Origin of the sequence: Paenibacillus sp. RC84 (genome assembly GCF_041260495.1) — a bacterium.
Lineage (GTDB): Bacteria > Bacillota > Bacilli > Paenibacillales > NBRC-103111 > Paenibacillus_F.
The window spans coordinates 219409-244655 of sequence record NZ_JBGBYL010000006.1 but is presented as its reverse complement, the minus strand read 5'-3'; the positions used below and the strand labels follow the sequence as shown (position 1 = coordinate 244655).

The window sequence follows — 25247 nt, the reverse complement described above, 5'->3', positions numbered from 1 at the left end:
TAAAAGATTACATTTCATGTAATGGCCATACATGAGTCTCTTCAAAGGAGCGATGCAAAAAAAAGACCTGACCTTTTACTGCCGAGCCAACCATTAACCCGCAAAAGAGTCGGCCGAGTCGGCTGCCAGCTTGCCGAACGCTCGAAGGAGATCGGTGCCTTCTCCAAGACACAGAATGGGGTCTCCGCAGCCGAGGAACCACTGGTCACGATGAAAGAAGTCGAAGCAGTAGTGAATGCGCTTACAGTCCTATCGCAGAATCTCCAGGAAATCTAGCTGAAATTCAAGTTATGAGCAGCAACGGAATGCTGAAAGTTCCGCTTTCTTTTCAGGTAGCGCCTGCTTGCAATTTTATTTCGCACTATACAGGGAAATTTAAGAGGATATCGTTAAGGGAGGCTCATCTATGAAGAGTTTAAACCGGCTGCGCAGCGTGCAGGGAAAATTGTTTATCATTATAGCCGCGGCTCTGCTGCTGCCCGCGTCTCTGCTCGGTTATCTCACCTACAAACAGACCGAATTCGTCAACTACACGGCAGTAACCGGCAAAAAAAAAGAGTTGGAAAAACTGTCACCCCGATTCGCCAAAATGTTCTCCGAAGCGGAGAAGCTTGTCCTTGAAGCAGCCGCCAAGCCCGAAATGCAGCTCGATAAATATGCCTTCCCTGAACCCAAGCGGACCGATTATCAGAATATGCAGAAAGTAAACGATGTCCGACAAAACGATTTTTACGTGAACTTTTTTCCTACCCTGCTCGATCAGAGCTATTACTTGAGCATGTTCTACTCGACGGTCAAAGGCCAGTCCTATATTTACCCCAAGGTTCCCCTTGAAGTCGATCTCACGAATTTCGATTCGCGGGAGCGCGGCTGGTACAAAGCGGCCATTGCCAACCCCGATAAGGTAAACTGGACCGAACCTTACCTGGACGCCGTGAACACCAGCATCTCGACCATGACGCTGTCCAAAGCCGTCAAGGATGCAAGCGGCAACGTCATCGGCGTCATCGGGCTTGATTTCGGCTTGAACGCCATGGCCGGCGTGATGCGCGACAATATCAAGATCCAGACCATCTGGATTCTCGGCATCACCTTTGTTATCGGCATGACGGGCCTCTACCTGTTTGTACGCCAGTTTGCCGCCCGGATTAAGGCGCTGCGCAGCGGGATGCACAAACTGGAGGCCGGCGACTTCACGCATAAGGTGAAGCTGAAGGGACAAGACGAGATCGCCGATCTCGCCAGAAGCTTCAACGACATGGCCCTTTCCCTGGCCGGGCTGATCCGGCAGGTATCGGTTTCGGCGCACACCGTGACAGAGGTTGCCGGTGAAGTGTTCCAGCAGACGAAGTCGTTCTCCGGCTCTTCGCTGGAAGTCACCCGGTCCGTCGAGGAAATCGCCACCGGGGCGGGCGAGCAGGCGGCCGTAGCCGAGCAGAACAGCCAGATGGTGAACGACATCGACTCGCTGATGCTCCGGCTCCGGGAAGATACCGGAGAGACGGTAGCCATTGCGCAGGATACGGAAGAACTGAGCGCGGCCGGGCTCCGGCAGCTCGATTCTCTGCAGGATCTTGCGGCGGAAGGAACCCGGAAGAACGAGCATACCTACGCCATCGTTCACGCGCTTAAAACGAAGTCCGAGGAAATCGGCCATATCATCCGGATTATCCGGGAGATCGCTTCGCAAACCAACCTGCTTGCGCTGAATGCCTCCATCGAGGCTGCCCGGGCCGGCGAACACGGCTCAGGCTTTGCGGTGGTCGCCCACGAGGTGAAGAAGCTGGCCCAGCAGTCGGAGCAGTCCGCCGACATTATCAATTCCATCGTCATGGACATTCAGCAGGAAATCGGCAGCACGCTCTCTTCTTTCTCCCAATATAACGAGCTGATGAGCCAGCAGAATCAGTCCCTGGAATATACGAAGGTTGCTTTTGCGGGCATCTCGGACGCGGTCGAAAGAACCACTTCCCGGATACAAGTGATGTCCCGGAGCATCGATAAGATTACGGCGATAAAGGACGGCATGCTGAATTCCATCTCCAACCTTTCCGCGATCAGCCAGCAGACTGCGGCCGGAACCGAGGAGGTTGCCGCCACGATGGAAGAGCAGCGGACGACCGTCGTCGCCCTGACCGACATGTCCGATCAGCTTAAAGCGACGGCCCAGCATCTAATCGGCGAGACCAAGAGATTCAAGCTGGAGCCGGACAGCTAACCGGAGCCATCCCGCTTTATGTAACCGGATAAAGCCCGTTCATCCGTCCAGCAAGCCCGTTTGCGCCCGGAATAGGGGGCTGATCCGGAAACAAATCACCCCTGTGCCGAAGCGCAAACGCTCCGTACAGGGGTGATTTGTTTTTACCGAAGGCCTCTCAATAGTAAGTAACCTCGCTCCGGGTCCCGAGCGGAATCATTTCATAGAGGTAGCGCTGAACCCTCTCTTTGACCGCATCGGTGACGGGAATCGAAGCCCGGGCCACAAAATGGACGGTGCCCGTGACGGAGTCGTACCGGCTGAACGTAAAGCGGATGCTCATCGTGAACAAATCGTTCAGCGCCGCCGCAATGCGGTACTGGTTGGATTCCCGGGCTACCGCCGCTTTCCAGATCCTCTCCGGCAGTTCCTGGATGCGGGCCTGGGGAATACTGTCCGTCTTGAGCTGGTCGTAAGGTTTTACTTTAAAACAAACATGAGGAAGCAAATAACTCGAAGCGAATTCTTTCAGATTGGCCATATCTTCGGCGGTCAGAAGCAGTTCTTCGTTCCACGCGTAGATGACCGCCGTATTTTTACCGTCTGTATGAACACGGACATATCTCAAATGAGGATAGCGCTGCTGAATCAACTGCTCGGCTAATAATCGGGTCCCCACCAGCCTCACCTCGGCGAAAAAGTTTGGATATCCACTCTGCGAACGGTTGCAAAACTTTCCGGTGTTTCTGCTCCGGTTATACAGTATATGCAGTGCGGGCTTTCCGCGTTCAAGCGAAATACCGCCCTCCATGAAGGAGGACGGTATTCGGTAATGCGTTCTTACTGAACTTCGATGGTAAGAAGGCCCGGAACCTCGCGAGTCAGGCTCAGCAGTTCCTCCATGCGGTACGATTCGGGCAGCCTTACGGTGATCTCCAGAACTATTTCGTCCGTTTCCTTGGTTGCATTGTCCATCGTGAAGCTGAGCACCTTGATGCCCCTGCCTCGGATGGCCGCCAGCATGTTCTCCAAAGCATCCGGCTCGTTGGCCAGACGCATAAACAAGTGTTCACTTTTCGGAGCCGCAAGCCAGTTGAACCGGCCGTGCAGCACCTTCTGCGCAGCCAGGATCAGCAGCGTGACGCCGATTCCGAGCCCGTACATGCCAGAACCGACGGCCATCCCCACCCCGGCCGTAGCCCAGATGCCGGCAGCGGTCGTAAGCCCCTTCACCGTCTGCTTCTGCATGAAGATCATGCCGGCACCCAGGAAGCCGACTCCGCTGACCACCTGCGCAGCCACACGGGAAGGGTCTAGCCCGAGATTGGGCCAGTCCAGTTGGTCTTGGAAGCCGTATTTGGAAATCGTCATCATAAGCGCCGCACCCACGGCCACAACAAAATGAGTCCGGATCCCCGCTTCCTTGGAACGGCTTTTCCGCTCGTAGCCGATAAGCGCTCCGCATATCCCGGCGACAAGCACCCTCAACAAGTAATCGAATTGAACCATATTCTCACTCCCTGCCGTGTCTTTCAACTATAAGACCGCCCTGTCCGGTTTGTTATCTATTACCCGATTGCGGCCGTTTGATCTCCAGCTTATGCAGGATCTTTTAATCGTAACCCTTTTCCTTCGCGATATCCAGCTTTGTCCAGTTTACGCAAGTTTCCAGGAACAGAGACATCAAGATCCCCACCACCAGACCGTTGCCCGCGAGCGGACGGATATAAACGGGCAGCGCCGAGAATACAACGGAGGGCGTGTTCATGATGCTGACACCGAGCAGAATAGGCAAGGCCAGCCGGTAAATGGTTTTGGAATTGAATCTTGTTCCCTCCACCGAACGGACGGCCGTACCGAACATTTGCAGATAAGCGACGAAAAGAACCGCGCTCCCGACACTGACCGGCAGACCGGAAAACCATCCTCCGAGAGGCGGAATAAGCCCCAGCACGAGAAAAAGCCCGCCGCCGATAGCGAGAGCCTGGCGGTGCAGGATCTTCATGCTCTCCAGCAGCCCCATCGAAGAGGTGAAGGTGCCGAACGGGATCAGGCCGAATACCGGCGTCAACAAGGTCATCAGACCGGTGATCAGGAACGAGCGGCGGTATTGGCTCTCCGTGGCGGCTTCGCCGTACAGCTTTTCGGCGGCTTTTAAAGACGTCACCGTGTTGGACATGTTGATGAAACCGACGATGAAAGAAGCCGCCATGATCCCGGCATCCACCCGGAGACTCCCCCATGGAAAAAGCCCTTGTACGGCCGCAGCGTGGTCCGGCATACTGCCGGGAGCCGGGAAGCTGAGCCCGTAAGCGGCCCAGCCCAGCAGAATGCCGAAGAGCATGGCAAAGTTGCTCACCCATCCGCGCCCCTTCAAATAAAGCACCGCGACAAATAGCGCGATCAGCACCGACAGAAGGGCTACCGGCGGATTCATCCGCCCGTCCTCCCCGACGCCGAGCATGCCTGTGAAGAAGCTGGCCATAAGCTGGGCGGACAGAAGGAACAGAGAGACGCTGATGACGACCGGGTTAAAGAGCCTGCGCATAATACGCGCGAATCCGAGCAGCCCGAGGACGGCCATCATCAGGCCGGACAGGAGATACCCGGCGGCAAGTCCCCCGCCGACCGCCTTCATATCCGCGCCGCTTGCGACGGCCGATGTGGCGATGCTGAGCGTGAAGCCCCACCAGACGCCGGCCGGACCGTCCATCAGGGCGAACCGGTGGCCCCAGTACGCTTGGAGCATGCAGGCGGCACCGGTCAGCACAAAAGACACCTGCAGGGAGAAGGCGATCTGACCTGGCGGCAGTTGGAAGACGTGCCCCAGTGTGAGCGGTACCACAATCGTGTTCATCAGAATGAAAAACATCCATTGGAGACCCGCCAGACCGATCTTAGGCGTTAATGTCACTCGCATGTTCAGGCCTGGTTTTCTTTCCAGACCGCGTAGGGATGATCCGGACAATCCGGCTCCACCCGGACAAGCTGGACGACTCTTTTCTCGGGAGCAAGCGCCAGCTGATCGTAAACGAATTTCGTACTCATTCCGATTCGCGAAGCTTCCTCTTCCGTATACGCATAATACACGGCCTTGAATTTGGCCCAGTAGACGGCGGACAGGCACATCGGGCAGGGCTCGCCGCTGGCATACAGCTCACAGTCGGATAAATCCGGCTGCCGGAGCACACGGCTCGCTTCCCGTATGGCCTGGATTTCGGCATGTGCGGTAGGATCGTGCGTTTCCAGCACATCGTTCACGCCTTCGGCGATAATCCGGCCGTCTTTTACAATAACGGCCCCGAACGGCTTGCCCTTTTTTTCACGGGTATTCGTGCATGCAAGCTCTACGGCCCGCTTTATAAAAACATCAGTAGAATCCATCGGATAGTTCCCTCTTTCCATGATTCGGATTTAACGCGGCATTTCCATGGTATCATGATGGGAAGTATATAAATAATATCAATAAAATTTGTTTCCTATATGATTTTCATATGGAAAAAGGAGACGATTGGGTTGGATCTGAAACAACTTCATTATTTCAAAGCCATCGCGGAAGAAGGACAGATTACGGCCGCCGCCAAAAAACTTCATATCGCCCAGCCTCCGCTCAGCCAGCAGCTGAAAGCGATGGAAGAAACGCTCGGCGCCGCTTTATTCCGCAGAGAGGGCCGAAGAATGCTGCTCACCGAAGAAGGCCGGACCTTGTACAAACATGCGGTCAAAATCATCTCTTCCATGGAAGAAGCGCAAGAAGAGATTCATGCCGTCCGGAGCGGCTGGTCGGGCAAGCTCTGCATCGGGGTCAATACACTGTCCGACGATCTGCTCCCCCGTATATTGGGCGAATTCAGGCAGAACTATCCCCGGTTTACGTTCAAAATCCATCAGAACGAATCGTCGCTCCTCTGCCGGCTGCTCAAAGAACAGGCCATCGATTTGGCCATTGTTCGCATGCCGCTTCCCCTGCCGCTGCAGGATTTTACGGTGCATTATGTGCGTTCGGAGCGTTACTGCTTCGTAACGGCGGCCGACGACATACGGGCGCAGAGCCCCATCACGTTCGAGCAGATCCGCGAGTATCCGCTGATTATTCCGAGTACGGAGGGGCTGGGGCTTCATCATATGATCCACGAAGAATTCGCGAAAAGGCGGCTCGAACCCGACATCGTGTGCGAATGTTCCGACATGTCCACCCTGCTCCAGCTCGTTTCTTCGGGACTCGGAGCCGGAATCGTGCCGGAAACCGTGCCGAAGCTGCATCCGGGCCCGCTCCTTCGGTATATTCCCCTCGAAGGCGACATCCTTCCGGCGCAATCGGCCTTGATCGGCCTGAGGGACGGGTGGCTTTCGCGGGCGTCCCGGTCGTTTATCGACGTTTACCGGAACTGGTAATCTACGCGCGTCCGAACTTCTCCTCCAGCCGCCGCTTCATGGCTTCCCGGTGTTCGGCGAACTGCTTGCGGCGGTGACCGTTCGCCCCGGAAGGATGCGGAAACCCGTGCAGAATGCCGCACTCCCCGAGCAATCCTTCCTCTTCCATCCGCTGCAGCAGGCCTTCTACCGTCTTGCCAAGCGGAATAATCAGCGCCCCCGGCTGCCGCTCCAATTCTTCCTTCGTGAAGGCGACGGCCGTTCCCCGCAGAAATTCATTGGACAGAAGAGGCGGCTGCGCGCCCGTGTAGTTTTTTCCCTGTACGAAAACGGGGTACCGCAGCAGCGAAGTCGTATGCAGCACGGAGCCGATGCCTTGCGTGAACAGCTCCTCACTCGAAGCCAATCCCAGATAGCGGTGCAGCTCAAGCCCGTCCAGCATCGAAATCAGGTTGCGCCGCATGCCTCCCGAGAACCTTGCTGCTTCCTTCGCCTTTCTGACAATTTCGTCGTCCGGCAGTCCTTGGAGCAGACCGGCCCTTGCCGTTTCGAAGGCCGTTTTCATTTGGGTCCAGCCCGGCGTAATCCCCACGATCACGACTTGGGCGGCCGGGCGGACAAATTCGTTGTGAGGCGCGTAATACATGGCCAGCCGGCCGCTTCTCTTCATCAGAAAGTCGTCCGTGAGCAGGTCTTCTTTGGTAAGCGGACGGTCCGCCGGTAGTGAAAGAATAGCGGGCTTGTACGTATGGAACTCGCTTGTGGGCAGCATGTCAGGCTGGCCTCCTTTCTATTGGGGGTGAACCGAATGTTACGCGATCCCCCTTTTCGGTGATTCGGACTTTACGTGATCCACCCTTTACGGTGAATCGGCCCGATCGGCCCGTTACGTTATTTCGGCTTTACGCACGGTTTGCTACGGGTATTGCTAGTTTATGCCAAGGAGAACCTGTGACTCTAAGAGGGATAGGTTCAAGCCGCTTGTTTCGGATAAGCAATGTAACGCTTCTGCCTTCTCCGTATGCTTTACTCTTTTGCGCCCGCTCGTATCAATAAAAGGCCGGAACCGCATAAAGCACGGATTCCAGCCTTTACTTGTGTGTCAGTCCCTCTCAAGCAAAAATTTAAGAAGAAGTGAATAAGTGCCGTTTTGTCCCGGTGCGGAGAGTGCCGGAGCATCCCCACTCGCCGATGCCTGGTCCGCCTGCCCTTCCGCCTGTAGCGGCACCTCCCGCAGGAGCCAGTTTGAAGCCAGAGAACCGCGGAGCAGCTCCGCCTCGTCCACCGTCAGCGAGAGTCCGTCGATCCGGCCTACGGACGCGGTGAAATCCGTTTCGGCTTCCCGGCCGAGCCGTTCTTTGAGCCACGCATGGAGCCCGCCGAGGGTATTGAATTTCATCCGGTAGCCGTTTCGGATGCCTTCGGCAATCTGTTCTCCGTGCGCCTCCCCGTAAACGAAAAAATCTTCGTAATCAGAATCGCTGCCGGATACTTCCTGTAAAGGTTTTACATCTCCGGACGCCGCACTGGCCAGAAGCACCTCGTCGGAAAGGCCTAACCGGCGCACACGCTCCAGTAATACAGCCGTTTTTTGTGAAAATCTTGCCTCTTTCTCCATAAGAAACACCTCTATTCGTAAGCTGTCGCTGTTTGTGCCTGCCGCATCATCGTCTATTCTTATCTCAGTTTATAGAAAGCTCCGCTACTCATGCAAGTGGCAGGCCGCGTAATGCCCGGGGGCGATCTCCCGCAGCTCCGGCTCCTGCACCGCGCAGCGGCCTATCGCAAACGGACAGCGGGAGCGGAATTTGCATCCCGTTATCGACTCCAGCGGACTCGGCAGGTCCCCCTGAAGAATACGGCCGCCTGCCGGCGCGGCCTTCGGATCGGGAACCGGTATCGCGGAGAGCAGCGCCTCCGTATAAGGATGGGCCGGGCTCGTGTACAGTTCCTCGCTCGGGGCGACCTCCACCAGCTTGCCCAGGTACATCACGCCGATGCGGGTGGAAATATGCCGCACCATCGATAGATCATGGGCGATGAACAAGTAGGTCAGCCCGAACTCATCCTGAAGCTCTTCCAGCATATTGACCACCTGTGCCTGCACCGACACGTCAAGCGCCGAAATCGGCTCATCGCACAGCACAAATTCCGGGCTGGCCGCCAGCGATCTGGCGATGCTGATCCGCTGCCGCTGGCCTCCGCTGAATTCGTGAGGGTAGCGGTCGGCATGCTCGCTCTTCAGGCCGACCTTGGCCAGCAGCTCAAGCACACGCTCACGCCGCTCCGCGCGTGAAAAGGCGCTGTGTATCTCCAGCGGCTCGGAAATCAGCTGGAGGACGTTCATCCCCGGATTCAGCGAGGAATACGGGTCCTGGAAAATGGCCTGCATCCGCTTCCGGTAAGGCTTTAGCTCCTTCTCGGTCATAGCGGCCATATCGCGGCCGTCGTAGCGGATCTCGCCGGAAGTGACGTCGTGCAGCCGGATGATGCAGCGGCCTGTCGTGGACTTGCCGCAGCCGGATTCTCCGACAAGTCCGAACGTTTCGCCGCGGTGAATGCGGAAGCTGACGTCGTCGACCGCTCTCAGTTCCCGGGTGGTACGCCCGAACAAAGATCGGGACGCCGGGAAATATTTCTTGAGCCCCCGGACGTCGATCAGCACGTCCCGGTTTTTGTCCGGGGCACCGGGCACCTCATCCTTCACTGCCGCTCCGGCCGAGCCCGGGTCCGGGCCCTTCAACGCAGCAAGACTCGCATCAGGGGCCGTTGTATCGCGCTCTTGGTTCACGAGTCTCCCTCCTTTCGCTTCGTGTCGGCCGCCTGCGGCACGCTCCCGCTATCGCGGCTGCCGGGCATTTCCGCCAGCCAGCACAGCGATCGGTGTCCCGGCTGTGCTTCGTAGTAAGGCGGGAGCCGCAGGCACTTCTCCATCGCATGGGGACAGCGCTCCATGAACGGGCAGCCCGGGGGCGGATCGAGCAGATTCGGCGGCGTGCCCTCGATAGGCACGAGCTTCTCCCGGGAACCGCCGCCCGTCTTCGGGATGGACCGCAGCAAACCCTGCGTGTACGGATGCCGCGGAGTCTCGAAAATGGCTTCCACAGGCCCCTCTTCCATCACGAGCCCGCCGTACATGACAACGACCCGGGTGCAGACCTGCGCGACCACGCCCAGATCGTGAGTAATGAGCAGAACGGACGTCCCTGTCGTATCGCACAGGTTCTTCATTAAATCCAGAATCTGAGCCTGGATTGTGACGTCCAGCGCAGTGGTCGGCTCATCGGCGATCAGCAGCTCGGGCCGGCAGGAGATCGCCATCGCGATCATCACACGCTGCCGCATCCCCCCGCTGAATTCGTGCGGGTACTGGTCGATTCTCTTCTCCGGCGACGGAATGCCGACCTCCCGGAGCAGTTCTATCGCCCGTAGGCGGGCCGCCTTGCGGCCTAGCTTCTGATGCCGGCGGATTACTTCGATGAGCTGAGCCCCGACTTTGACAACGGGATTGAGCGAGGTCATCGGGTCCTGGAAAATCATCGCCACCCGGTTGCCGCGGAGCTTCCTCAGCTCTTCTTCCGGCAGCCGCAGCGTATCCGTCCCCTGAAGCGTCACCTCGCCGCCGACGATCTTGCCCGGGGGCTGAATCAGACGGATCAGGGACTTGGCCGCCACGCTTTTGCCGCTTCCCGATTCGCCTACAATGCCGACCATCTCGCCTTTCTCTACCGTAAAGCTCACGCCCCGGACTGACTGCACCTCGCCTTCCCGGGTGAAGAACGAGGTTTTTAAATCACGAACCGATAATAAGGAAGCCATTCATCTCCACTCCGTTGCTGAAAAATTAGCGCCGGTTCACCTTCGGTTCGAACGCCGAACGGAACACATCACCCAGGTAATTGAAGCTAAGAACTGTCGTCAGAATGAATAAACCGGGAAACAAGGCCAGATAGGGGTTTTCGCCCAAATAGCCCTTGGCGTTGTTTAGCATGCTGCCCCAGGAGGCATACGGCGGTCTTACGCCGAGCCCGAGAAAGCTCAAAGCGGACTCCATCATAATCGTACCCGCTATCGAAATCGTGGCGGCCACGATAATGGTCGGGACAATACTCGGAATAATATGCCGGGCGATAATCCGGAAGGTGCTCTGCCCGGACACACGGGCATACAGCACATATTCCCTTTCCTTGACGGAAATGGTTTCCGCACGCACAATCCGGGAGATGTACATCCAGCTGAGCAGGCCGATAATCAGAATAATGGTCAGAATACTCGGTTTTAAATAGGCGTTCAAAATAAGCATCAGGAAAAAGGACGGTATGGACAGCAGAATATCGACGCCGCGCATAATCAAACTGTCCGTTTTGCCGCCGAAATACCCGCTGATCGTACCTACGGCCGTCCCGATAATGACGGACAAGATCATCGCCAGGAAGCCTACGCTGAGCGAAACCCGGCCGCCGTACAAGGCCCGCGCGAAATAATCGCGGCCGTTGTCATCCGTCCCGAACCAATGCTCGGCACTCGGAGGCTGCAAACGCTCCGTCAGATGAATGGCATTGGGGTCGTACGGAACGGCGAAAGCGAATACCGCCGCCAGCGCGTACAGCGCGAGCAGGATCAGCGCCGCGAGGCCCGACTTCTGCCGGAGCAGCTGCGCCTTAAGCAGGCGCCATCTCATGGAGTTCATTCGTCCTCACCTCATCGTTTTTATTCGGGGATCTACCAGGCCGTACAGCACGTCGGCCAGCAAATTACCGAAAATGAGCAGGAAAGACGACATCATCGTCATGCCCATAATGAGCGGGTAATCCAGACCGAAGACCGCGTTGATGCCGAGCGAGCCCATGCCGGGCCATGAGAAAATACTTTCCACAATAAAAGCGCCGGTGATAATCTCCGCAAAGGACAAGCCGAACAGCGTGATCACGGGCAGCAGCACATTCCTCAGAATATGGCGGAAAAGTACCGTACGTCTGGTCGAGCCGTAGGCGTACTGGATCTGGACGTAATCCTCCTCCAGCTGGCTGATCGTACTCGACCGGATATAGCGCATAAACACGGAGACATGCGTGATGCACAGGACCAGACAAGGCATGATGCCGTGCTTGATGACATCCCAGGCGGATTGGACACCGATCGTCCGCATCCCCATACTCGGAAGCCAGTGCAGCTTAACGGTGAAGACATAGATCAGAATCAGCGCGAACCATAGTCCCGGCAGGGATATGCCGATGTACGACAGAAGGCTGAGCACACGGTCCGCCAGCTTGTTTTTATACACGGCCGAGATCAGTCCCAGCACAACCGCGACAAGCAGCGAGAGCAGGAATGCGGAGCCCATCAGCCCGATTGTTGCGGGAAGGCGTTCCACGATCAGGGTCAGCACGGGCCTGTGATTGTTCAGCGAGTACCCAAAATTGCCCGCCAGCACATTTTTCAGCCAGAGCAAGTACTGAATATAGAGGGGCTGATCAAGCCCCATGTTCTGCCGGATCCGTTCCACATCTTCCGGGCTCATATTCGGCGTTACAAAAGAAAGAACGGGATCTCCGGGCGCCAGCCGGATCAGCGCGAACGAGACAATCGAAATAAAGAGCAGGATAGGTATCAACTGCAGGATGCGGTGCAGCACGTATTTTCCCAAAAGAAATTCCTCCGTCAATGACGCCTGGTTGTCGTCGATTCCGTCCGGACTACCGGCTTCATTTCATGTAGATTTTCGAGTAATCGTCAAACAGCACAACCTGTTTCGGCACAGCCTCTTCGAGACCCCCGAATCTCGCGTCTACCGCCACGATCGACTTGCCGTAAGCGATCGGATACGTCGTGACTTCCTCGGCGGAAAGCTCTTGGATCGACTGGTAGAGCTTCGCGCGTTTGGCGGGATCCGTCTCCACGGCGGCTTTCGTCCACAGCGCGTCGAAGTCGCTGTTTTTGTAGTGCGAATAATTGTACGATCCGCTGCTGAGATAGAGCGGTTTGTAGGCATCGGGTTCGAAGCCCATACTGTAGCCGCCGAAGGACATATCGTATTCCTTGTTGTCTTTGTTCAGGGCTTTCTTGCCGAGCGCCGCTCCATCCAGGGGAATCAGCTCTACGGTGACGCCGATGGCTTTCAGCTTCTGCTGCAAGTAAAGCGACATGTTCTCCTCCGCCTTGCTGCCGTTGAAGTACGCGAAGCGGATTTTCAGTCCTTCAGCCCCGGCCGCTTTAAGCAGTTCCTTCGCTTTTTCAGGGTTGTATTCGTACCCCTTCAGATCTTTCTGCTGGTACAAAGTATCCGGCGAAAAAATGGAAGAAGCCGGCTCCGCAAACTCTTGTGACGAAAAGCCTGTCGTAATCAGTTCCTTCTTATCGAGGCCGTGCACGATAGCCTGGCGGACTTCCTTCTTATTCATAATTTCGATGTTCGTATTGAACACCATCGTCGTGACTCCGCCCGAAGGGAACGTAATGACGTTCGCCTGCCCGGTGCCCTTCACTTTGTTGTAATCCTGGGGCTCGATCAGCATCATATTGATTTCCCCGTTTTGGAGGGCAAGTACTGCCGCGCTGCTGTCCTTGGCCACGCGGTAAGTGATGCTGTCCAGCTTCGCTTTCCCGGCAAAATAAGAGTCGGACCGTTCCAGCGTCACATATTCTCCCGGACGGTACTCCTTGAATTTGAAAGGCCCGGAGCCGACCGGCTGGTTGTTCTTAGAACTTTTCTCCAGATCGCTTTCTCCGGCAAAAATATGCTTCGGAACGGGGATCAGTTGTACCAGCGCACCCTCGAATGCGGCCGTTGTCTGCGGAAGCGTGAACTCCACTGTCAGGTCGTCGATTTTCTTCGCCTGGATAGGCTTGCCGTCCAGCACGAACAGGCTGCGGAAATAGCTGTGCTGCTTTTCGTCCAGCACCTGCTCGAAGGAGAACACGACGTCGTCGGCCGTCAGCTTCTGCCCGTCATGCCACGTCAGGCCGCTGCGCAGCTTCAGCACGTATGACTTGAGGTCCGCGGACGGCGTCAGGCTCTCCGCAAGCACGAACGTTTTCTTGCCGTCATTGATGCTGAAAAGCGGCGCAAACAGCGACTTGCCGATCGTAAGGGACATGCGGTCCCCGGCGTAGAGCGGATTGAATGTTTTCGGATCGTCCTTGATCGCCACGATAAGGCTGCCGCCGGTTTTCGAAGCGGTCGAGCTCTCCGCCCCTTCCGGGCTTCCCGTTCCGCTGCACGCGCTTGCCGACAGAAGAATGACGGACATGAGGACAGCGGTTAAACTTTTGGACCATTTCATAAAAATCCCTCCTGATAAAGAATGAAATCCCGGAATTCCGGCGAACTTTTTGTTTACATCTAAACCCATCTGTTTAGTCGGATAAACGATAGCGGAACACCCGGCCTAGGTTACTCGAGCAGGTCGCCATCGTCTTCGATGTCTTCCTTGGCCTTCATGACGCTTGCCGAGCCATTGCCCCAATCCGCAACCCATGCCGCATCTTTGATGTCCACCGGGACATCTTCGGAAGCTTGGACATCTTATTTCATCTTTTCTTTCAAAACGTTATCCAGCAGCCGTTCCAGCAGGGAAAGTCCACGGACGATAGCTTCAAGCTCCTCCTGCGACGAGTTTTTAACGAAAAGCTCCTGAAACTCATGCACGTTGGCGATAATATCCTTCATCTTGTCCTCCGCTTCCGGGGACAGTTGAATCTTCACCACACGCTGATCTTCCTTCGTCCTGAAGCGCTCGATCAGGTTCATATTCTCCAACCGCGAACAAATGGCCGAAACATTGCTGTCGACCATATTGAGCGCCGACCCGATATCGCTGACCCGCATGGCCCCTTCCTTATCGAGAAGAAGCAAAATGTTGATCGACGGAGCCGTAAGATTATGCGGAGAATAGTGCTGGTTGACGATTTTAGTGTGTTTCGTATCGATCACCCGCAGCAGCTCGCCCACCTTGACGCAATAATCGGTAAGTTTCATGGCATTCCTTTCCTGCATTTATTTATTACGATAAATATTATAACGATAAGTATATGGCGTCAATGCTTTTTCTTTGGAATCGGGAAATATCTTTTTGAAAATAATCCACCTCAGCCGGAACGGCAAAAAGCCGTCCTTTCCCAAGGACGGTTTTCACACGGGGACCCGCTCAGTGCACCCACTTCTCCGAATGATAAGCTTTCATGAAACTCAACAGCTTTTCCAGTACGGCAATGCCTTTCGTTTCCTCCTCCTTCGCTTTCAGCAGTAAAGTCACGGCACGTCCGGACGGCGGACGGATCCGGCAAGCTGGAGAAAGGCCGCTCCCGGCCGGAGGGCCCGCCCCGGCGCAACTTCAACAGCGCCTGATTGCGCACGATCCGGCGCAGCCAGGGGCCGAACTTGCCCGCATCGGCGAGCGTGCCCAAGTGCAGGAAAGCGCGGATAAGCGCGTCCTGCACGACATCCTCTGCGAGAGAGCGGTCTTCCACGAGGCGGTTGGCAAGTCCAAGCACCTTCGCCCTGTGCCTGCGGACAAGCTCGTTGAACGCCTCACGGTCACCCCGGCGGGCACGGTCAATCAGCTCGTGCTCTTCCGGCGCCTCCGGTTCCGGCCGTCCTTGATCCGGTACCGGCGTCATCTCCGATTGCCGGACATACAAGCCCGGTACGGCGTATGCGGGGGACATCCCCCGAATCTCCCCCTTATCCGCCTGTCCGGTTCCCCTTTTGCTTCCCCCGTGTTCCGTTATCTCCATGTCCATGTCCTTCTCCTATTCCCGCTCGCCGGAGCACTTCTTCCTTTCCTTTATACAGACACCACGGCTTTATAAAATCTATCTGGTTTCCGAAGCTTTTTATGAAATTACGTTCGCTGCTAACAACCCGAATCCCTTCCGTTCCGCATCGCCGCCGGATGGCGAAGCAAGAAGCGAGCTTCCGGCGCATACACCCTCATAGGCCAGCATACAGAAAAAACGTTTTTTCCTTTGTGCCGCCGCCCAAACACCCCGGACTTTTTTTAGTTTGCGGCCCATACGAAGCGCGAAAAGCCTCTGGTATAGTTAATCGCAAGAGGGCGGGCTTCTTGCCTGCATTCCGGGAGATTGTGGTACGATCAAGCCATGATCTATCTGTGAGGTGAGTCGATGACGACGTCTTTTACGGTTAAAAATCTGCTCGATATGCCGCTCTTCCGGGGGGCCGAGGTTTTGGCGGGGGCACAAGGGCTGTCCAACGAAATTTTTTATGTAGACTGCATGGAAACGCCGGATCTCACAGGCTGGCTGCGGCCCAATGAGCTCATCCTGACCACGGGCTACTCCTTCCGGTTCGAGCCGTCCATGCTGTGCAGGCTTCTCGATGAAATGCACCGGGTCGGAGGCTCTGCCGTCGGCATCAAAACGAAGCGATATTTGCAGGAAGTGCATCCCGAAGCGATCGAGCTGAGCAACCGCTACGGCATTCCGCTGTTCGATATTCCGCTGGACGTGCCTTTCATGGACATGACGCGCTCCATTATGGACCAGATTTTGCAGCGGCAGGCTTATCTGCTTAAAGAAGCCCATGAAGTAAACCAGCAGTTCACCGGCATGGTTCTGAACCGCAAATTTTCGGAGCTCGTGATTCTTATCGGGAAGCTGCTGCGCTGTGAAGTGGCCATTCTCAACCGGGAAGGCGAAGTGGAGAGCAGCACAGCGGACTATAACGCGGCAGCCGGTGTGGAAAACCGTCCCGTATTTACCGGGAACCGGATATTCGGAACGCTGTCGCTTACGCGGAAGTTGGAAGACGGGGACCATTTCGAAAAAATGTGCCTGGATCATGCCGTGATGGCTCTCGCCATCGAATTTACGATCCGGCAGGCCCAGCAGCTTCACCGGTCGCGGGAGCAGGAGCTTTTTGCGGCGGAGCTTCTCTCGGGCGGGGTTTCCCGCCAGGAAGACCTGCTCCGGCACAGGGCCAAGCACCTGGGCATCCCTTACGGCGGCTTCGTTTACGTCATGGCGCTCCGGGCCTCCTGTCCCGCGGATACGGATTCCGAGACGGTTAAGACCCTCCACTCCCGCCTGGCCGAAGAAGTGAACCGCGACAGCGGCGGGCATAGACGGCTGGCCGTCGAGATCAACGACCGCCTGCTCCTTATCTGCGCGGCAGACCGGCCGGAGACCGGGAAGCAGCTGGAAACCGCCCGCAAGTACAAGGCGGAGCTGGAGGCCAGAGCTTCCCGGATCGTTGGGGCGGACGCAGCCGCCATGATCGTCCGGTGCGGCATCGGCGCTGTCCGCGGCCAATACGCGGACCTGCACGCGAGCTGCCTGGAAGCCCGGCAGGCGCTGGCTTTCGGAGAGCAGGCGGCGGATCAGCCGGAAGTGCTCCATTTCCATGACAGGCTGGTAGAGCATCTGCTCATGGACGTGGCCGGCCACCCGCTCCTGGAACAGCTTCACGGAGAGCTCATACAGCCGCTGCTGGATTACGACGGCGAAGCCGGGACGGAGCTGCTGCCGACGCTCGAAGCTTACCTGAAGTCGGGCAGCACGAAACAGGTGGCCGAAGAGCTGTTCATCCACCGCAATTCCGTCTTGTACCGGCTGGAGAGAATCCGGGAGCTGCTGCGGACGGATATCCATGATCCGGACATCCGGTTCCGGTTGGATCTGGCGATCCGCTACGGACAATCCCGGAAAATCAAGCGCGTTTGCCCTCAGCTTTAACTACGAAACGAGGAGATGGATGCGATGTCAACGTTAAAAGACCAGCGTGTCGTGATTATCGGAGGAAGCTCCGGAATCGGGCTTGCGGCAGCCCGGCAGGCTGTCGGGCAGGGAGCGGAAGTGATTATCGCGGGACGTTCCGCGGAAAGGCTGCAACAGGCCGAAGAAGCGCTCAAGCTTCCAGCGCGCGGTGTGTCGTCGCATAAGGATATTCAACCGGCCGGGCGTGTACGGACCTTCCGGCTGAACAACCGGAACGAAGACGAGCTGCAAACGTTCTTCGACCGGGTCGGAGCTTTCGATCATCTGTTCACCCCGGGCGCTTCTTATGTGCGGGGACCGATCACCTCGGACGCGGAGACCGCGCACAGCTGCTTCGAGGGAAAATTTTGGCCGCAGTATAACGCCGTCAAATATGCGGTGCCTTATCTGTCCCGCAGCGGCTCCGTCGTGCTGATGTCAGGGGCTTTCAGCCAGCGGCCGCTTGGCGACGGGGCTTCCTATGCCGCCTGCAACGGAGCCATCGAAAGCCTCGGCAAAGCGCTTGCGGTCGAGCTGGCTCCCGTACGCGTCAACGTGGTCTCACCGGGCACAATTGTGACCCATTTCAATTGGGAGGGCGCCTCTCGGGAGAAACGGGAGGAGTCGTACAACGCGTACAACGACATGTGCCTGCTCGGCCGAACCGGAAACGCGGACGAAGTGGCGCACACGGTCGTGTACTTGATGACGAACGGCTACACGACCGGAAGCACTCTTTTCCCGGACGGCGGGTACATCTTACGCTGATGCCGTGAACGATGGGCTGCCGCTCCTCCCTTGTTTCTGCCGGTACGCCAAAAAGCCGCCGGCCGCGGAGATTTCCTCCGAGGCTGACGGCTGTTCTTATTGCGGGCAGGCCTGAACGCTTTAGGAAGCCGCTGCGGCCTGCTCCCCGTGTCCTCGGTAATGAACGTTCGGCTGGCTTGCCGCCCCCGGTTCATCGCCCTCGAATTTGAATTTCTGAATTTCGTCCTGCAGCTCCTTCGCCATGTGGCTGAGCGCGTCGGAAGACGCGGAAATCTCCTCCATGGAAGCGAGCTGCTCCTCACAGACAGCCGCTACGCTCTGGGAATGGCCGGAAATATCCCCGGACAAGCCGGCAAGCTGTTCTTCCGCCTTAAGTAGCTGTTCCGTAGCGGCCGACAATTCTTCGGTTGCGGCCGAGACTTCCTGCACCTGACCGGTTACGGTCCCGATCGCCCGGTAAATGCCGTTGAACGCTTCCCCGGTGCGGTTCATGACACGCGTTCCGGCCTCCACCTCGGCAGATCCCCTGTTCATGGCGGTTACCGATTGGGCAACCGTCTGCACCATCTGCTGAATCCCCTTCGCGATTTGCTCCGAAGCTTCCCTTGTCTGCTCCGCCAGCTTCTTCACTTCTCCCGCCACGACAGCGAAACCTTTGCCGTGTTCTCCTGCCCTCGCGGCCTCGATGCTCGCATTAAGCGACAGGAGATTCGTCTGCTGGGCGATATCTTTGATGAAGGCCGTGATCTTCTCAATGTTTTTGGACTGTTCGCCCAGGTCATGAATAACCGCGGCGGATTCTTCTATCGTGGTCCGGATCTGTTTCATCTGGACGACGGTTTCCCCGAGAAGCTTTCTTCCCTCTTCCGCCTGAAGCGCCGCATGTTCCGATGACTCTACCGTGATCGAAGCCGACTCGGCAATGCGCTGGATACTCTGAGCGCTTTCTTCGATCGCCTGTTTGTTTTCACGGAGCTGGTTCACCTGCCGGTCGGCCGTCCCGGAAATATCCTGCATCGATTCGGCCACCTGCTGCGCGCCCGTGACCGCCTGTTCGGAGCCGTCCGACAGCTCCTTGGAAGCGGCAGCCACTTCAACGGCGTTCCGGTTGATTTTGGCGAGCAGCGCCGTCAGGTTCGCTTTCATCTCATTAAAAGCCCCCGCCAGTTGGCCGATCTCATCTTTCTGCTTGAGCCGCACATCGTCGCCCGTCAAATCGCCTTCCGCGATCCGCTTGGCCGCCTGGGCCACTAGCGTTACAGGGCGTGCGATCATCCGGGTGATCAGATAGGCGAGAACGACGCCTGCGACAAGCGCCGCAAGAACCGTGGCCCATAGAAGCGTCTTGATGTCACTTACCTTCTGTGAAGTCTCCTGCACGGACTGGTTCAGCTGCGACTGCTGAAATTCTTCCAGCTCCGCGGCCGTATCCGCCAGTTGGCGGGCCATGGGCACGCACTTTTCTTCTACCAGCCGGGTGTAGTTCTTGATATCTTCCACCTTTTTGTATGCCGCTATTTCGTCCACGATGCCCGCATACTGTTCTTCCAGGCTGCTTAAACGGGCGGCCAGTTCTTTCGACTTGTCCTGATGTATGTTAGCCTGCAGCTTGCTCAAATCCGCTTTAAACGTCTGTCTGTCCTGCTCGTAACTTTTAAAATGTTCTTCATTGCCCGTCAGGAGATAACCCCGCACGTTTTTGGTTTCTTCGGCCGCGGTTGTTCCCAAGTCCTTGATAATCAGAATTTTCTCTACCCGGTCGTTAATGAGACTCTGATAAACCTTGTTCACCGAAGTAAGTTGGTATAAACCAATGGCCCCAACTACGAAGGTCAGCAGCAATACCGCTGCAAAGCTGAGCGCAAGCTTTTGTTTGAACTTCATAAGATTCCTCATTTTTATGTAGTATTTAGGTCTTAACTCCTATTAAACCTGAAATCGAGGTTTTAAAACATGGGGATTTCGACTTTTTTTGATAAATTTTTCATAAATTTTGAGTCTTCTGACTTAGTTTCACGATTAGAATCCGTTCATCATTTATTCATTTGACAAGTCGGACTGCCAAGCGTAGAATTACAAAAATAAATTACTCTAATTAGAGTACTTTGATTAGAATATATATTTCTCTAGGAGTGAGAGCACGTGAACGGATTTTTAAATTTTATGAAAAGCAAAGCCGTGATCGGCGGGTTAACGATGATCCTGTTTTACCAGGTCGCGTTTATCGCCATTTTTATGTCCGGATACAGCGCGATTCCCAAGAATATCGACGAGCTTAAGATCGCGATCGTCAACGAAGATACGCAGGCCGGCAAGGAAATCGCCGCCAGCTTGCAGAAAGAGCTGCCCTTCCAAGTCACTACGGGCGCTTCTTTGGAGCAGGCCCGGGAAGAGCTGAACGACCGTGACGTTCATATGGTCATCCATATCCCCGCGGACTTTACGGAGAAGCTTTCCCAACAGAACGAGAAAGCTCCGATGGATTTTATGATCAACCAGTCTAACCCGGCGACGGTTACCAGTACGATGCAGTCGGTCGTTACGCAAATTACCGGCAGTCTGAACCAGCAGTTCGCCGTACAAAACACCCAGGGCATTTTGCAAAAACTGAACATGCCGGAAGAGCAGGCCAAGCAGCTCGCGGCCCAGATCCCTACTAAGCTAGCGCCCAACATGATCAATATCAATAAAGTGCCGGCGGGGATGCATAACCAGATGGCGCCTTTCTTCCTGGCGATGGTCAGTTATGTGGGAGCCATGGTTTTCTCCATGATGGTTACGGGCGCAACCCGGGCCTATACCCCTATCCTCGGCCGTGCCAAGGCTTTCTGGTACGCACAGGGAGTAAACGCGCTTGTCGCCTTCTTCTCTCCGCTGATCGGGCTGACGATTTACTTCCTGGTTCAGGGCGGTTACGAAGCGAGCGTCTTCTTTCAGGTATGGCTCGTTCATGCGCTGGAGCTGTTCGCGGCGATCGAATTTATGTCTATTTTCTGCTACCTGCTCAAAGACGCCGCGATTTTCGCAAACCTGACGCTTATGCTGTTCCAGACCATCAGCAGCGGCGCCGTCATGACGCAGGACATGATGCCGGCTCTGTTCAGATGGATAAGCCACATCTCCATCATGTACTACACCGTACAAACCGATTTCAGCCTGCTCTTCGGCGGAGGCAAGATCGGGGAAAATCTTCTCGGTCTCGCGGGTATGGCCATTGCGTCGCTTGTGGTCGGACAGTTGGCCTATCTGTTCGTTTCTCCCGGATTCAAGAAAAAAGCGCTGACGGATGCTTCTTGAGCCCTCTTCGTGTACAATAAGAAGGCTTGGGGGTCCGATGGACCCCCGGTTTTTCAACATGATGGTTCAAAGGGGAGACTTTCCGATGTCACTGCAGATTTTTATTCTGGGAATCTTATGCGAAGGCAATCACCACCCTTACGATATAAAGAAAATGTTCAAGAAGAACAACATAGAGGACGTTCACAAGATCAACGACGGAACCCTTTATTACAATTTTGACGTCCTGTTAAAAAAGGGCTATATCGAAAAACGCGAAGTTATCCGCGAGGACAACCGCCCCGAAAAAACGACCTACGGAATTACACCGAAAGGCCGCGAGTTTCTGGAGCAGGAAATCTACGCGAGCTTCCGGAATTTCACCGGAGTCGAATCGCTCTATTCGTCTACCCTTTTTCTGCAGCATGCCGATAAGAACAAGCTTATTTTTCTGATCGAGGAAGTTATAGACAAGATGAGAAACCGAAGCGAGCAGCAGAATCAGGATTGGGAGTCCTTCAAGGACAAAACGCCGCCGAGCGTTCATCTCATTCAGGACTATATCCATAACCGGATGAAGCTGGAGTCGGAATGGCTTGTGAAGCTGCTTGATTTCGTTAAAAACGGAAGCCTCTAACAGGTTCCCCTCGTGGAACGGATAAAGTCACAATTCGGATCAGGTGCAAAAGAAAACTTTTGCCCTGATTTTTTGTTTTGTCTGGAATTTTTTATAAAGCGGGTTCCCCCATTGTTCCGGATGTTGTAGTAGAATGGGTTGAGTAGAATGAACAATGGATAAGATTGACTACTTAGAGTAAGGGGCTAGAAGAAGTATGCAGGGGACCATCAAGAAAATTTTCACTCACTACTGGAGTCCTTATATCGCCATGGGTTTGGCCGGCGTCTTAAGCGCTCTGTACTTCGGCATCACGAAAACCGTCTGGGCGGTAACCGGGGAATTCACCCGTCTGGGCGGGCACATTCTCCAGCTCTTCGGCGTGGATGTGTCGGACTGGGCTTATTTCAAACTGGTCGGCATGAACGGGACGACGCTGACCCGCACCGACGGATGGATTGTCTGGGGGATGTTTATCGGCGCCCTCGTTATGATTCTGCTCAGCAACAATTTTAAGATCCGCATTCCGAAGCAAAAACGCCGGCTTGTGCAGGGGTTCGCCGGAGGGATTATCGCCGGATTCGGCGCAAGACTGGCCCTGGGGTGCAACCTGGCCGCCTTCTTCACGGGCGTACCGCAATTCTCGCTGCACTCCTGGATCTTCATCGCGGCTACCGCGATCGGCACTTATTTCGGCGTGAAGGTCGTGAACACGGCCTGGTGGAAAGGCAAGCCCGTGCTGAGCAAGGGCAATACGGCCGCTTCTCCTTCAGCCGTGAAGAAACGGATCGTACAGCCCTACGTGGGGGCAGGGATTGCCCTCGCTTACGCGGCGCTGATCGTTTATTTCTTCGCCTCGGGCAAAACCATGCTGGGCGCCGCCGCGATTTTCGGCGCAGCCTTCGGCATTCTGATCGAGCGCGGGCAGATCTGCTTCACCTCGGCGTTCCGGGATCTCTGGATCAGCGGCCGCGCCGCCATGACCAAGGCCATTACCGCAGGCATGGCGATAAGCTCCGTGGCCACGCTGATCATCATCCTCGTGTACGGGCTGGAGCCCATCACCAAAATCGCCGCACCCAGCACACTGGTCGGCGGAATTTTGTTCGGCCTCGGCATCGTGCTTGCGGGGGGCTGCGAAACCGGCATGATGTACCGGCTGATGGAAGGCCAGGTCGTCTTTCTGCCGGTCTTTATCGGCAACATTATCGGAGCGACCGCACTCGCTTACGCTTGGGATCATCTCGGCGTCTTCAACCTGCTCGCCAAGAGCGGATCGAAGATTAACCTTATCCCGCTGATGGGCCCTTACGGCGCCCTGTTCGCTACGCTCGCGCTGCTGGCCGCCGGATTTGCCGTGGCGGCTTATTGGCAGAAAAACTACCGGTTCGGAACCGGATTCAAGAAAGGGGACACGACTCATGTCCGTTGATTACACACTCGATATCAGGGGCGAATCCTGCCCATATCCCGTCATTTATACGCTGGAAACCCTTCGCGATATGAAAAAAGGGCAGCTCCTGCAGGTGATCGCAGACTGCCCGGCCGCCTTCCGCAACGTACCGGAAGAAGTGGTGAAGCACGGCTATACGATGGCCCAGGAGCCCGTTAGAGACGGCCAGGAATTTACGCTGTATATCCGGGCCTAGAGAAAGGTCTGCAAGAATTGTCCTTATCATCCGATATAGGAACTATCTTCTTTGGAAAGGTCGGTTGCATCCAGAATGAACGTATTCTTCTCTTCAGGCTTACATACCAGGAACAGCAAGAACGATAATTCTTCACGCTTCAAAAGTAAAACAGGCTGGCTCTTGCGCCTTGTTCCCGCGCTGATCGGACTCTCTCTGTTCGACTTCTCCGCAGGGATCTCCTCCGCATCCGCATCACCGGGGCAGGATGTGTCGGTCGTCGTCAACGGCGCCGAACTGTTTCCCGATTCCCGCGCCTATATTCAAGCGGAATCCGGCTTGACTTACGTCCCGCTGAGGTCGCTGTCGGAGGCGTTTGGCACCGAAGTCGAATGGTCCCAATCGACGAAGACCGCAACCGTGCGCAAAGGCGCCACCCTTATCGACCTGACGGTCGGGAGCACTCTGGCGCACATTGACGGGCGGGAGGCCGCATTGGAGTCCTCCGCGGAGCAAGAAAACGGCCGGGTCATGGTGCCTGTCCGTTTCATTGCCGAGGCACTCGGCATTGCGATCGCTTGGAATGCCGATACACATACGGTAACCCTGGGCGATACGCCGGCACCTGCCTCCGTGTTTGCTCCGGGGGAAGGAAACGACGTTCAGAACATTCTGAATCAAGCATTCGTCACCCAATCGAACGGGTGGGTGTATTATCAGAATGTGGGCGATGAAAGCAAGCTGTACCGGATGAAAGAAGACGGGTCCGAGTCCGTAAAAATCTCGGACGACCCCGCCGCTCAGATCCAAGTGACCGGGGGCTGGGTGTACTATCGGCTTCTTACTCAGGGGGAACGGACCGACGCGGGAGAAGTGTACCGGATTCGGCCCGACGGCAGCGAACGCACGAAGCTCAGCAAAGAAAAAGCCGGACAAGTCTATGTAACCGGGGACTGGATTTACTATAACGTTACCGCGGGTTTCGGCTCAGGCCCTCTTTTCAAAATGAAGCTTGACGGAAGCGGCAAACAAGAGCTTTCGCAAAAAGACGAGGACGTCATGGATTTCGTCCCTTATCAAGGACGCATCTATTACAAGCGGAGCACCGGAGGTCTTTATTCCCTGGACCTTGACGGCCGAAACCGTAAAACCTACACCAAGGAATTCGTCCATGAACTGCGCGCGGCCAACGGCTTTATCTACTACCATAAGGACGCTAACCAGCTTCTGAAAATGTCCATACAGACCGGCGAGGAATCTGTGGCTGTGGATAACGTGCCCTTGAGCCGTTATTATGTAGGACCCGACTATCTCGTTTTGGAAAAGGCGCTGAGCTTCCTTGACCGGAAAGTCTATCTGACCGATCTGCAGGGCGGCGGGGAAAAGCTCCGGATAGACAACACTCTTGTTCAGCTAAATGTTATCGGAGATTGGATCTATTTCATGACTTATGAAACAAAGAGTTCCGAAACGCACCGTTACGCAGATATGGTTTTTTCTCTCGGCCGTGTTAAGAAAGACGGCTCGCAGCGTGAAATCATCACGTCCAAAACGAGCAATCCGTTCCCTAACGAGCGGCTGTAACAAACGAAAAAACCTCTCAAACACAAAATTTAAATAAAAAAATAGCAAAATTAACAAATTTTGTAACCTTCTCCCTTCTCAACTTGTC

Annotated in this window: 23 protein-coding genes; 9 read left to right on the top strand and 14 right to left on the bottom strand. The window is 55.7% G+C overall.

All coding sequences use genetic code 11. The features are described 5' to 3' along the window. Positions 1-406: 406 nt before the first annotated feature. Positions 407-2218: a methyl-accepting chemotaxis protein gene (locus ABH899_RS15785; RefSeq protein WP_369997908.1), complete on the top strand. Its 1812-nt coding sequence runs from the start codon at positions 407-409 to the stop codon at positions 2216-2218. 157 nt (positions 2219-2375) lie between these two features. On the opposite strand, the gene ABH899_RS15780 is transcribed toward ABH899_RS15785, so the two are convergent. From ABH899_RS15780 to ABH899_RS15765, 4 genes are all read right to left on the bottom strand, one after another. Further along, a complete protein-coding gene (locus ABH899_RS15780; protein WP_009675870.1) occupies positions 2376-2876 on the bottom strand; it encodes a hypothetical protein in 501 nt (166 codons plus the stop codon). A 161-nt stretch (positions 2877-3037) separates the two neighbouring features. Next, positions 3038-3706: an MgtC/SapB family protein gene (locus ABH899_RS15775; protein ID WP_009675958.1), complete on the bottom strand. Its 669-nt coding sequence runs from the start codon at positions 3704-3706 to the stop codon at positions 3038-3040. Positions 3707-3809: 103 nt separating this feature from the next. After that, on the bottom strand, positions 3810-5117 hold the full coding sequence (locus ABH899_RS15770; protein ID WP_218230578.1) for a uracil/xanthine transporter: 1308 nt from the start codon (positions 5115-5117) through the stop codon (positions 3810-3812). 2 nt (positions 5118-5119) lie between these two features. Beyond that, a complete protein-coding gene (locus tag ABH899_RS15765) occupies positions 5120-5581 on the bottom strand; it encodes a nucleoside deaminase (RefSeq protein WP_218230579.1) in 462 nt (153 codons plus the stop codon). Positions 5582-5713: 132 nt separating this feature from the next. Between ABH899_RS15765 and ABH899_RS15760 the strand changes: the two genes are divergently transcribed. Further along, positions 5714-6592 carry a LysR family transcriptional regulator gene (locus tag ABH899_RS15760; RefSeq protein ID WP_369997902.1) on the top strand — a complete coding sequence of 293 codons (879 nt, stop codon included), beginning with the start codon at positions 5714-5716 and terminating at the stop codon, positions 6590-6592. A gap of 1 nt (position 6593) precedes the next feature. Here the strand turns inward: ABH899_RS15760 and ABH899_RS15755 are convergent, their stop codons facing one another. The 9 genes from ABH899_RS15755 to ABH899_RS15715 form a co-directional block, all read right to left on the bottom strand. Next, positions 6594-7343: a uracil-DNA glycosylase family protein gene (locus ABH899_RS15755; protein ID WP_369997899.1), complete on the bottom strand. Its 750-nt coding sequence runs from the start codon at positions 7341-7343 to the stop codon at positions 6594-6596. Between the two features lie 330 nt (positions 7344-7673). Further along, positions 7674-8189 carry a hypothetical protein gene (locus ABH899_RS15750; RefSeq protein ID WP_009675954.1) on the bottom strand — a complete coding sequence of 172 codons (516 nt, stop codon included), beginning with the start codon at positions 8187-8189 and terminating at the stop codon, positions 7674-7676. 84 nt (positions 8190-8273) lie between these two features. Next, positions 8274-9266 (bottom strand): ABC transporter ATP-binding protein, encoded by a 993-nt coding sequence (locus ABH899_RS15745; RefSeq protein WP_369998245.1) that lies wholly within the window; start codon positions 9264-9266, stop codon positions 8274-8276. Between the two features lie 92 nt (positions 9267-9358). Beyond that, positions 9359-10390: an ABC transporter ATP-binding protein gene (locus ABH899_RS15740; protein WP_369997895.1), complete on the bottom strand. Its 1032-nt coding sequence runs from the start codon at positions 10388-10390 to the stop codon at positions 9359-9361. A gap of 25 nt (positions 10391-10415) precedes the next feature. Next, the gene (locus tag ABH899_RS15735) at positions 10416-11261 is read right to left on the bottom strand and encodes an ABC transporter permease (protein WP_369997892.1); all 846 of its coding nucleotides are present in this window, start codon (positions 11259-11261) and stop codon (positions 10416-10418) included. Positions 11262-11267: 6 nt separating this feature from the next. Continuing rightward, a complete protein-coding gene (locus tag ABH899_RS15730; protein WP_369997889.1) occupies positions 11268-12218 on the bottom strand; it encodes an ABC transporter permease in 951 nt (316 codons plus the stop codon). Positions 12219-12276: 58 nt separating this feature from the next. After that, complete coding sequence (locus ABH899_RS15725) at positions 12277-13854, bottom strand: ABC transporter substrate-binding protein (protein ID WP_369997886.1); 1578 nt, start codon at positions 13852-13854, stop codon at positions 12277-12279. Positions 13855-14096: 242 nt separating this feature from the next. Then, positions 14097-14549 (bottom strand): MarR family winged helix-turn-helix transcriptional regulator, encoded by a 453-nt coding sequence (locus ABH899_RS15720; RefSeq protein ID WP_218230582.1) that lies wholly within the window; start codon positions 14547-14549, stop codon positions 14097-14099. Between the two features lie 110 nt (positions 14550-14659). Further along, positions 14660-15313, bottom strand: a complete 654-nt coding sequence (locus tag ABH899_RS15715; protein ID WP_369997883.1) for an RNA polymerase sigma factor — start codon at positions 15311-15313, stop codon at positions 14660-14662. Positions 15314-15697: 384 nt separating this feature from the next. Here ABH899_RS15715 and ABH899_RS15710 point away from each other — a divergent pair, with 384 nt between their 5' ends. Together ABH899_RS15710 and ABH899_RS15705 are read left to right on the top strand one after the other, a co-directional pair. Beyond that, positions 15698-17266: a PucR family transcriptional regulator gene (locus ABH899_RS15710; protein WP_369997880.1), complete on the top strand. Its 1569-nt coding sequence runs from the start codon at positions 15698-15700 to the stop codon at positions 17264-17266. 15 nt (positions 17267-17281) lie between these two features. Beyond that, entirely contained in the window at positions 17282-18055 is a 774-nt protein-coding gene (locus ABH899_RS15705) for an SDR family oxidoreductase (RefSeq protein WP_369997878.1), read from the top strand. Positions 18056-18175: 120 nt separating this feature from the next. Here the strand turns inward: ABH899_RS15705 and ABH899_RS15700 are convergent, their stop codons facing one another. Then, positions 18176-19939, bottom strand: coding sequence for a methyl-accepting chemotaxis protein (locus ABH899_RS15700; protein WP_369997875.1), 1764 nt, complete (start codon positions 19937-19939; stop codon positions 18176-18178). Positions 19940-20197: 258 nt separating this feature from the next. On the opposite strand from ABH899_RS15700, the gene ABH899_RS15695 reads away from it, so the two are divergent. The 5 genes from ABH899_RS15695 (at position 20198) to ABH899_RS15675 (ending at position 25159) form a co-directional block, all read left to right on the top strand. Further along, on the top strand, positions 20198-21352 hold the full coding sequence (locus ABH899_RS15695; protein WP_369997872.1) for a YhgE/Pip domain-containing protein: 1155 nt from the start codon (positions 20198-20200) through the stop codon (positions 21350-21352). Positions 21353-21437: 85 nt separating this feature from the next. Further along, a complete protein-coding gene (locus ABH899_RS15690; RefSeq protein ID WP_256124118.1) occupies positions 21438-21968 on the top strand; it encodes a PadR family transcriptional regulator in 531 nt (176 codons plus the stop codon). 196 nt (positions 21969-22164) lie between these two features. Next, complete coding sequence (gene yedE, locus ABH899_RS15685) at positions 22165-23379, top strand: selenium metabolism membrane protein YedE/FdhT (RefSeq protein ID WP_369997868.1); 1215 nt, start codon at positions 22165-22167, stop codon at positions 23377-23379. Next, on the top strand, positions 23369-23596 hold the full coding sequence (gene yedF / locus ABH899_RS15680; RefSeq protein ID WP_009675875.1) for a sulfurtransferase-like selenium metabolism protein YedF: 228 nt from the start codon (positions 23369-23371) through the stop codon (positions 23594-23596). The genes yedE and yedF overlap by 11 nt, the downstream gene beginning before the upstream one ends. A 162-nt stretch (positions 23597-23758) precedes the next feature. Further along, positions 23759-25159, top strand: coding sequence for a DUF5050 domain-containing protein (locus tag ABH899_RS15675; protein WP_369997863.1), 1401 nt, complete (start codon positions 23759-23761; stop codon positions 25157-25159). Positions 25160-25247 lie beyond the last annotated feature (88 nt).

What these genes read in the sequence shown, in the direction of transcription:
- ABH899_RS15740 (WP_369997895.1), bottom strand. Translation starts at nt 10,390, where the DNA reads ATGGCTTCCTTATTATCGGTTCGTGATTTAAAAACCTCGTTCTTCACC.
- yedF (WP_009675875.1), top strand. Translation starts at nt 23,369, where the DNA reads ATGTCCGTTGATTACACACTCGATATCAGGGGCGAATCCTGCCCATAT.
- ABH899_RS15775 (WP_009675958.1), bottom strand. Translation starts at nt 3,706, where the DNA reads ATGGTTCAATTCGATTACTTGTTGAGGGTGCTTGTCGCCGGGATATGC.
- ABH899_RS15770 (WP_218230578.1), bottom strand. Translation starts at nt 5,117, where the DNA reads ATGCGAGTGACATTAACGCCTAAGATCGGTCTGGCGGGTCTCCAATGG.
- ABH899_RS15700 (WP_369997875.1), bottom strand. Translation starts at nt 19,939, where the DNA reads ATGAAGTTCAAACAAAAGCTTGCGCTCAGCTTTGCAGCGGTATTGCTG.
- ABH899_RS15755 (WP_369997899.1), bottom strand. Translation starts at nt 7,343, where the DNA reads ATGCTGCCCACAAGCGAGTTCCATACGTACAAGCCCGCTATTCTTTCA.
- ABH899_RS15765 (WP_218230579.1), bottom strand. Translation starts at nt 5,581, where the DNA reads ATGGATTCTACTGATGTTTTTATAAAGCGGGCCGTAGAGCTTGCATGC.
- ABH899_RS15705 (WP_369997878.1), top strand. Translation starts at nt 17,282, where the DNA reads ATGGATGCGATGTCAACGTTAAAAGACCAGCGTGTCGTGATTATCGGA.
- ABH899_RS15715 (WP_369997883.1), bottom strand. Translation starts at nt 15,313, where the DNA reads ATGGACATGGAGATAACGGAACACGGGGGAAGCAAAAGGGGAACCGGA.
- ABH899_RS15785 (WP_369997908.1), top strand. Translation starts at nt 407, where the DNA reads ATGAAGAGTTTAAACCGGCTGCGCAGCGTGCAGGGAAAATTGTTTATC.
- ABH899_RS15750 (WP_009675954.1), bottom strand. Translation starts at nt 8,189, where the DNA reads ATGGAGAAAGAGGCAAGATTTTCACAAAAAACGGCTGTATTACTGGAG.
- yedE (WP_369997868.1), top strand. Translation starts at nt 22,165, where the DNA reads ATGCAGGGGACCATCAAGAAAATTTTCACTCACTACTGGAGTCCTTAT.
- ABH899_RS15690 (WP_256124118.1), top strand. Translation starts at nt 21,438, where the DNA reads ATGTCACTGCAGATTTTTATTCTGGGAATCTTATGCGAAGGCAATCAC.
- ABH899_RS15720 (WP_218230582.1), bottom strand. Translation starts at nt 14,549, where the DNA reads ATGAAACTTACCGATTATTGCGTCAAGGTGGGCGAGCTGCTGCGGGTG.
- ABH899_RS15710 (WP_369997880.1), top strand. Translation starts at nt 15,698, where the DNA reads ATGACGACGTCTTTTACGGTTAAAAATCTGCTCGATATGCCGCTCTTC.
- ABH899_RS15725 (WP_369997886.1), bottom strand. Translation starts at nt 13,854, where the DNA reads ATGAAATGGTCCAAAAGTTTAACCGCTGTCCTCATGTCCGTCATTCTT.
- ABH899_RS15735 (WP_369997892.1), bottom strand. Translation starts at nt 11,261, where the DNA reads ATGAACTCCATGAGATGGCGCCTGCTTAAGGCGCAGCTGCTCCGGCAG.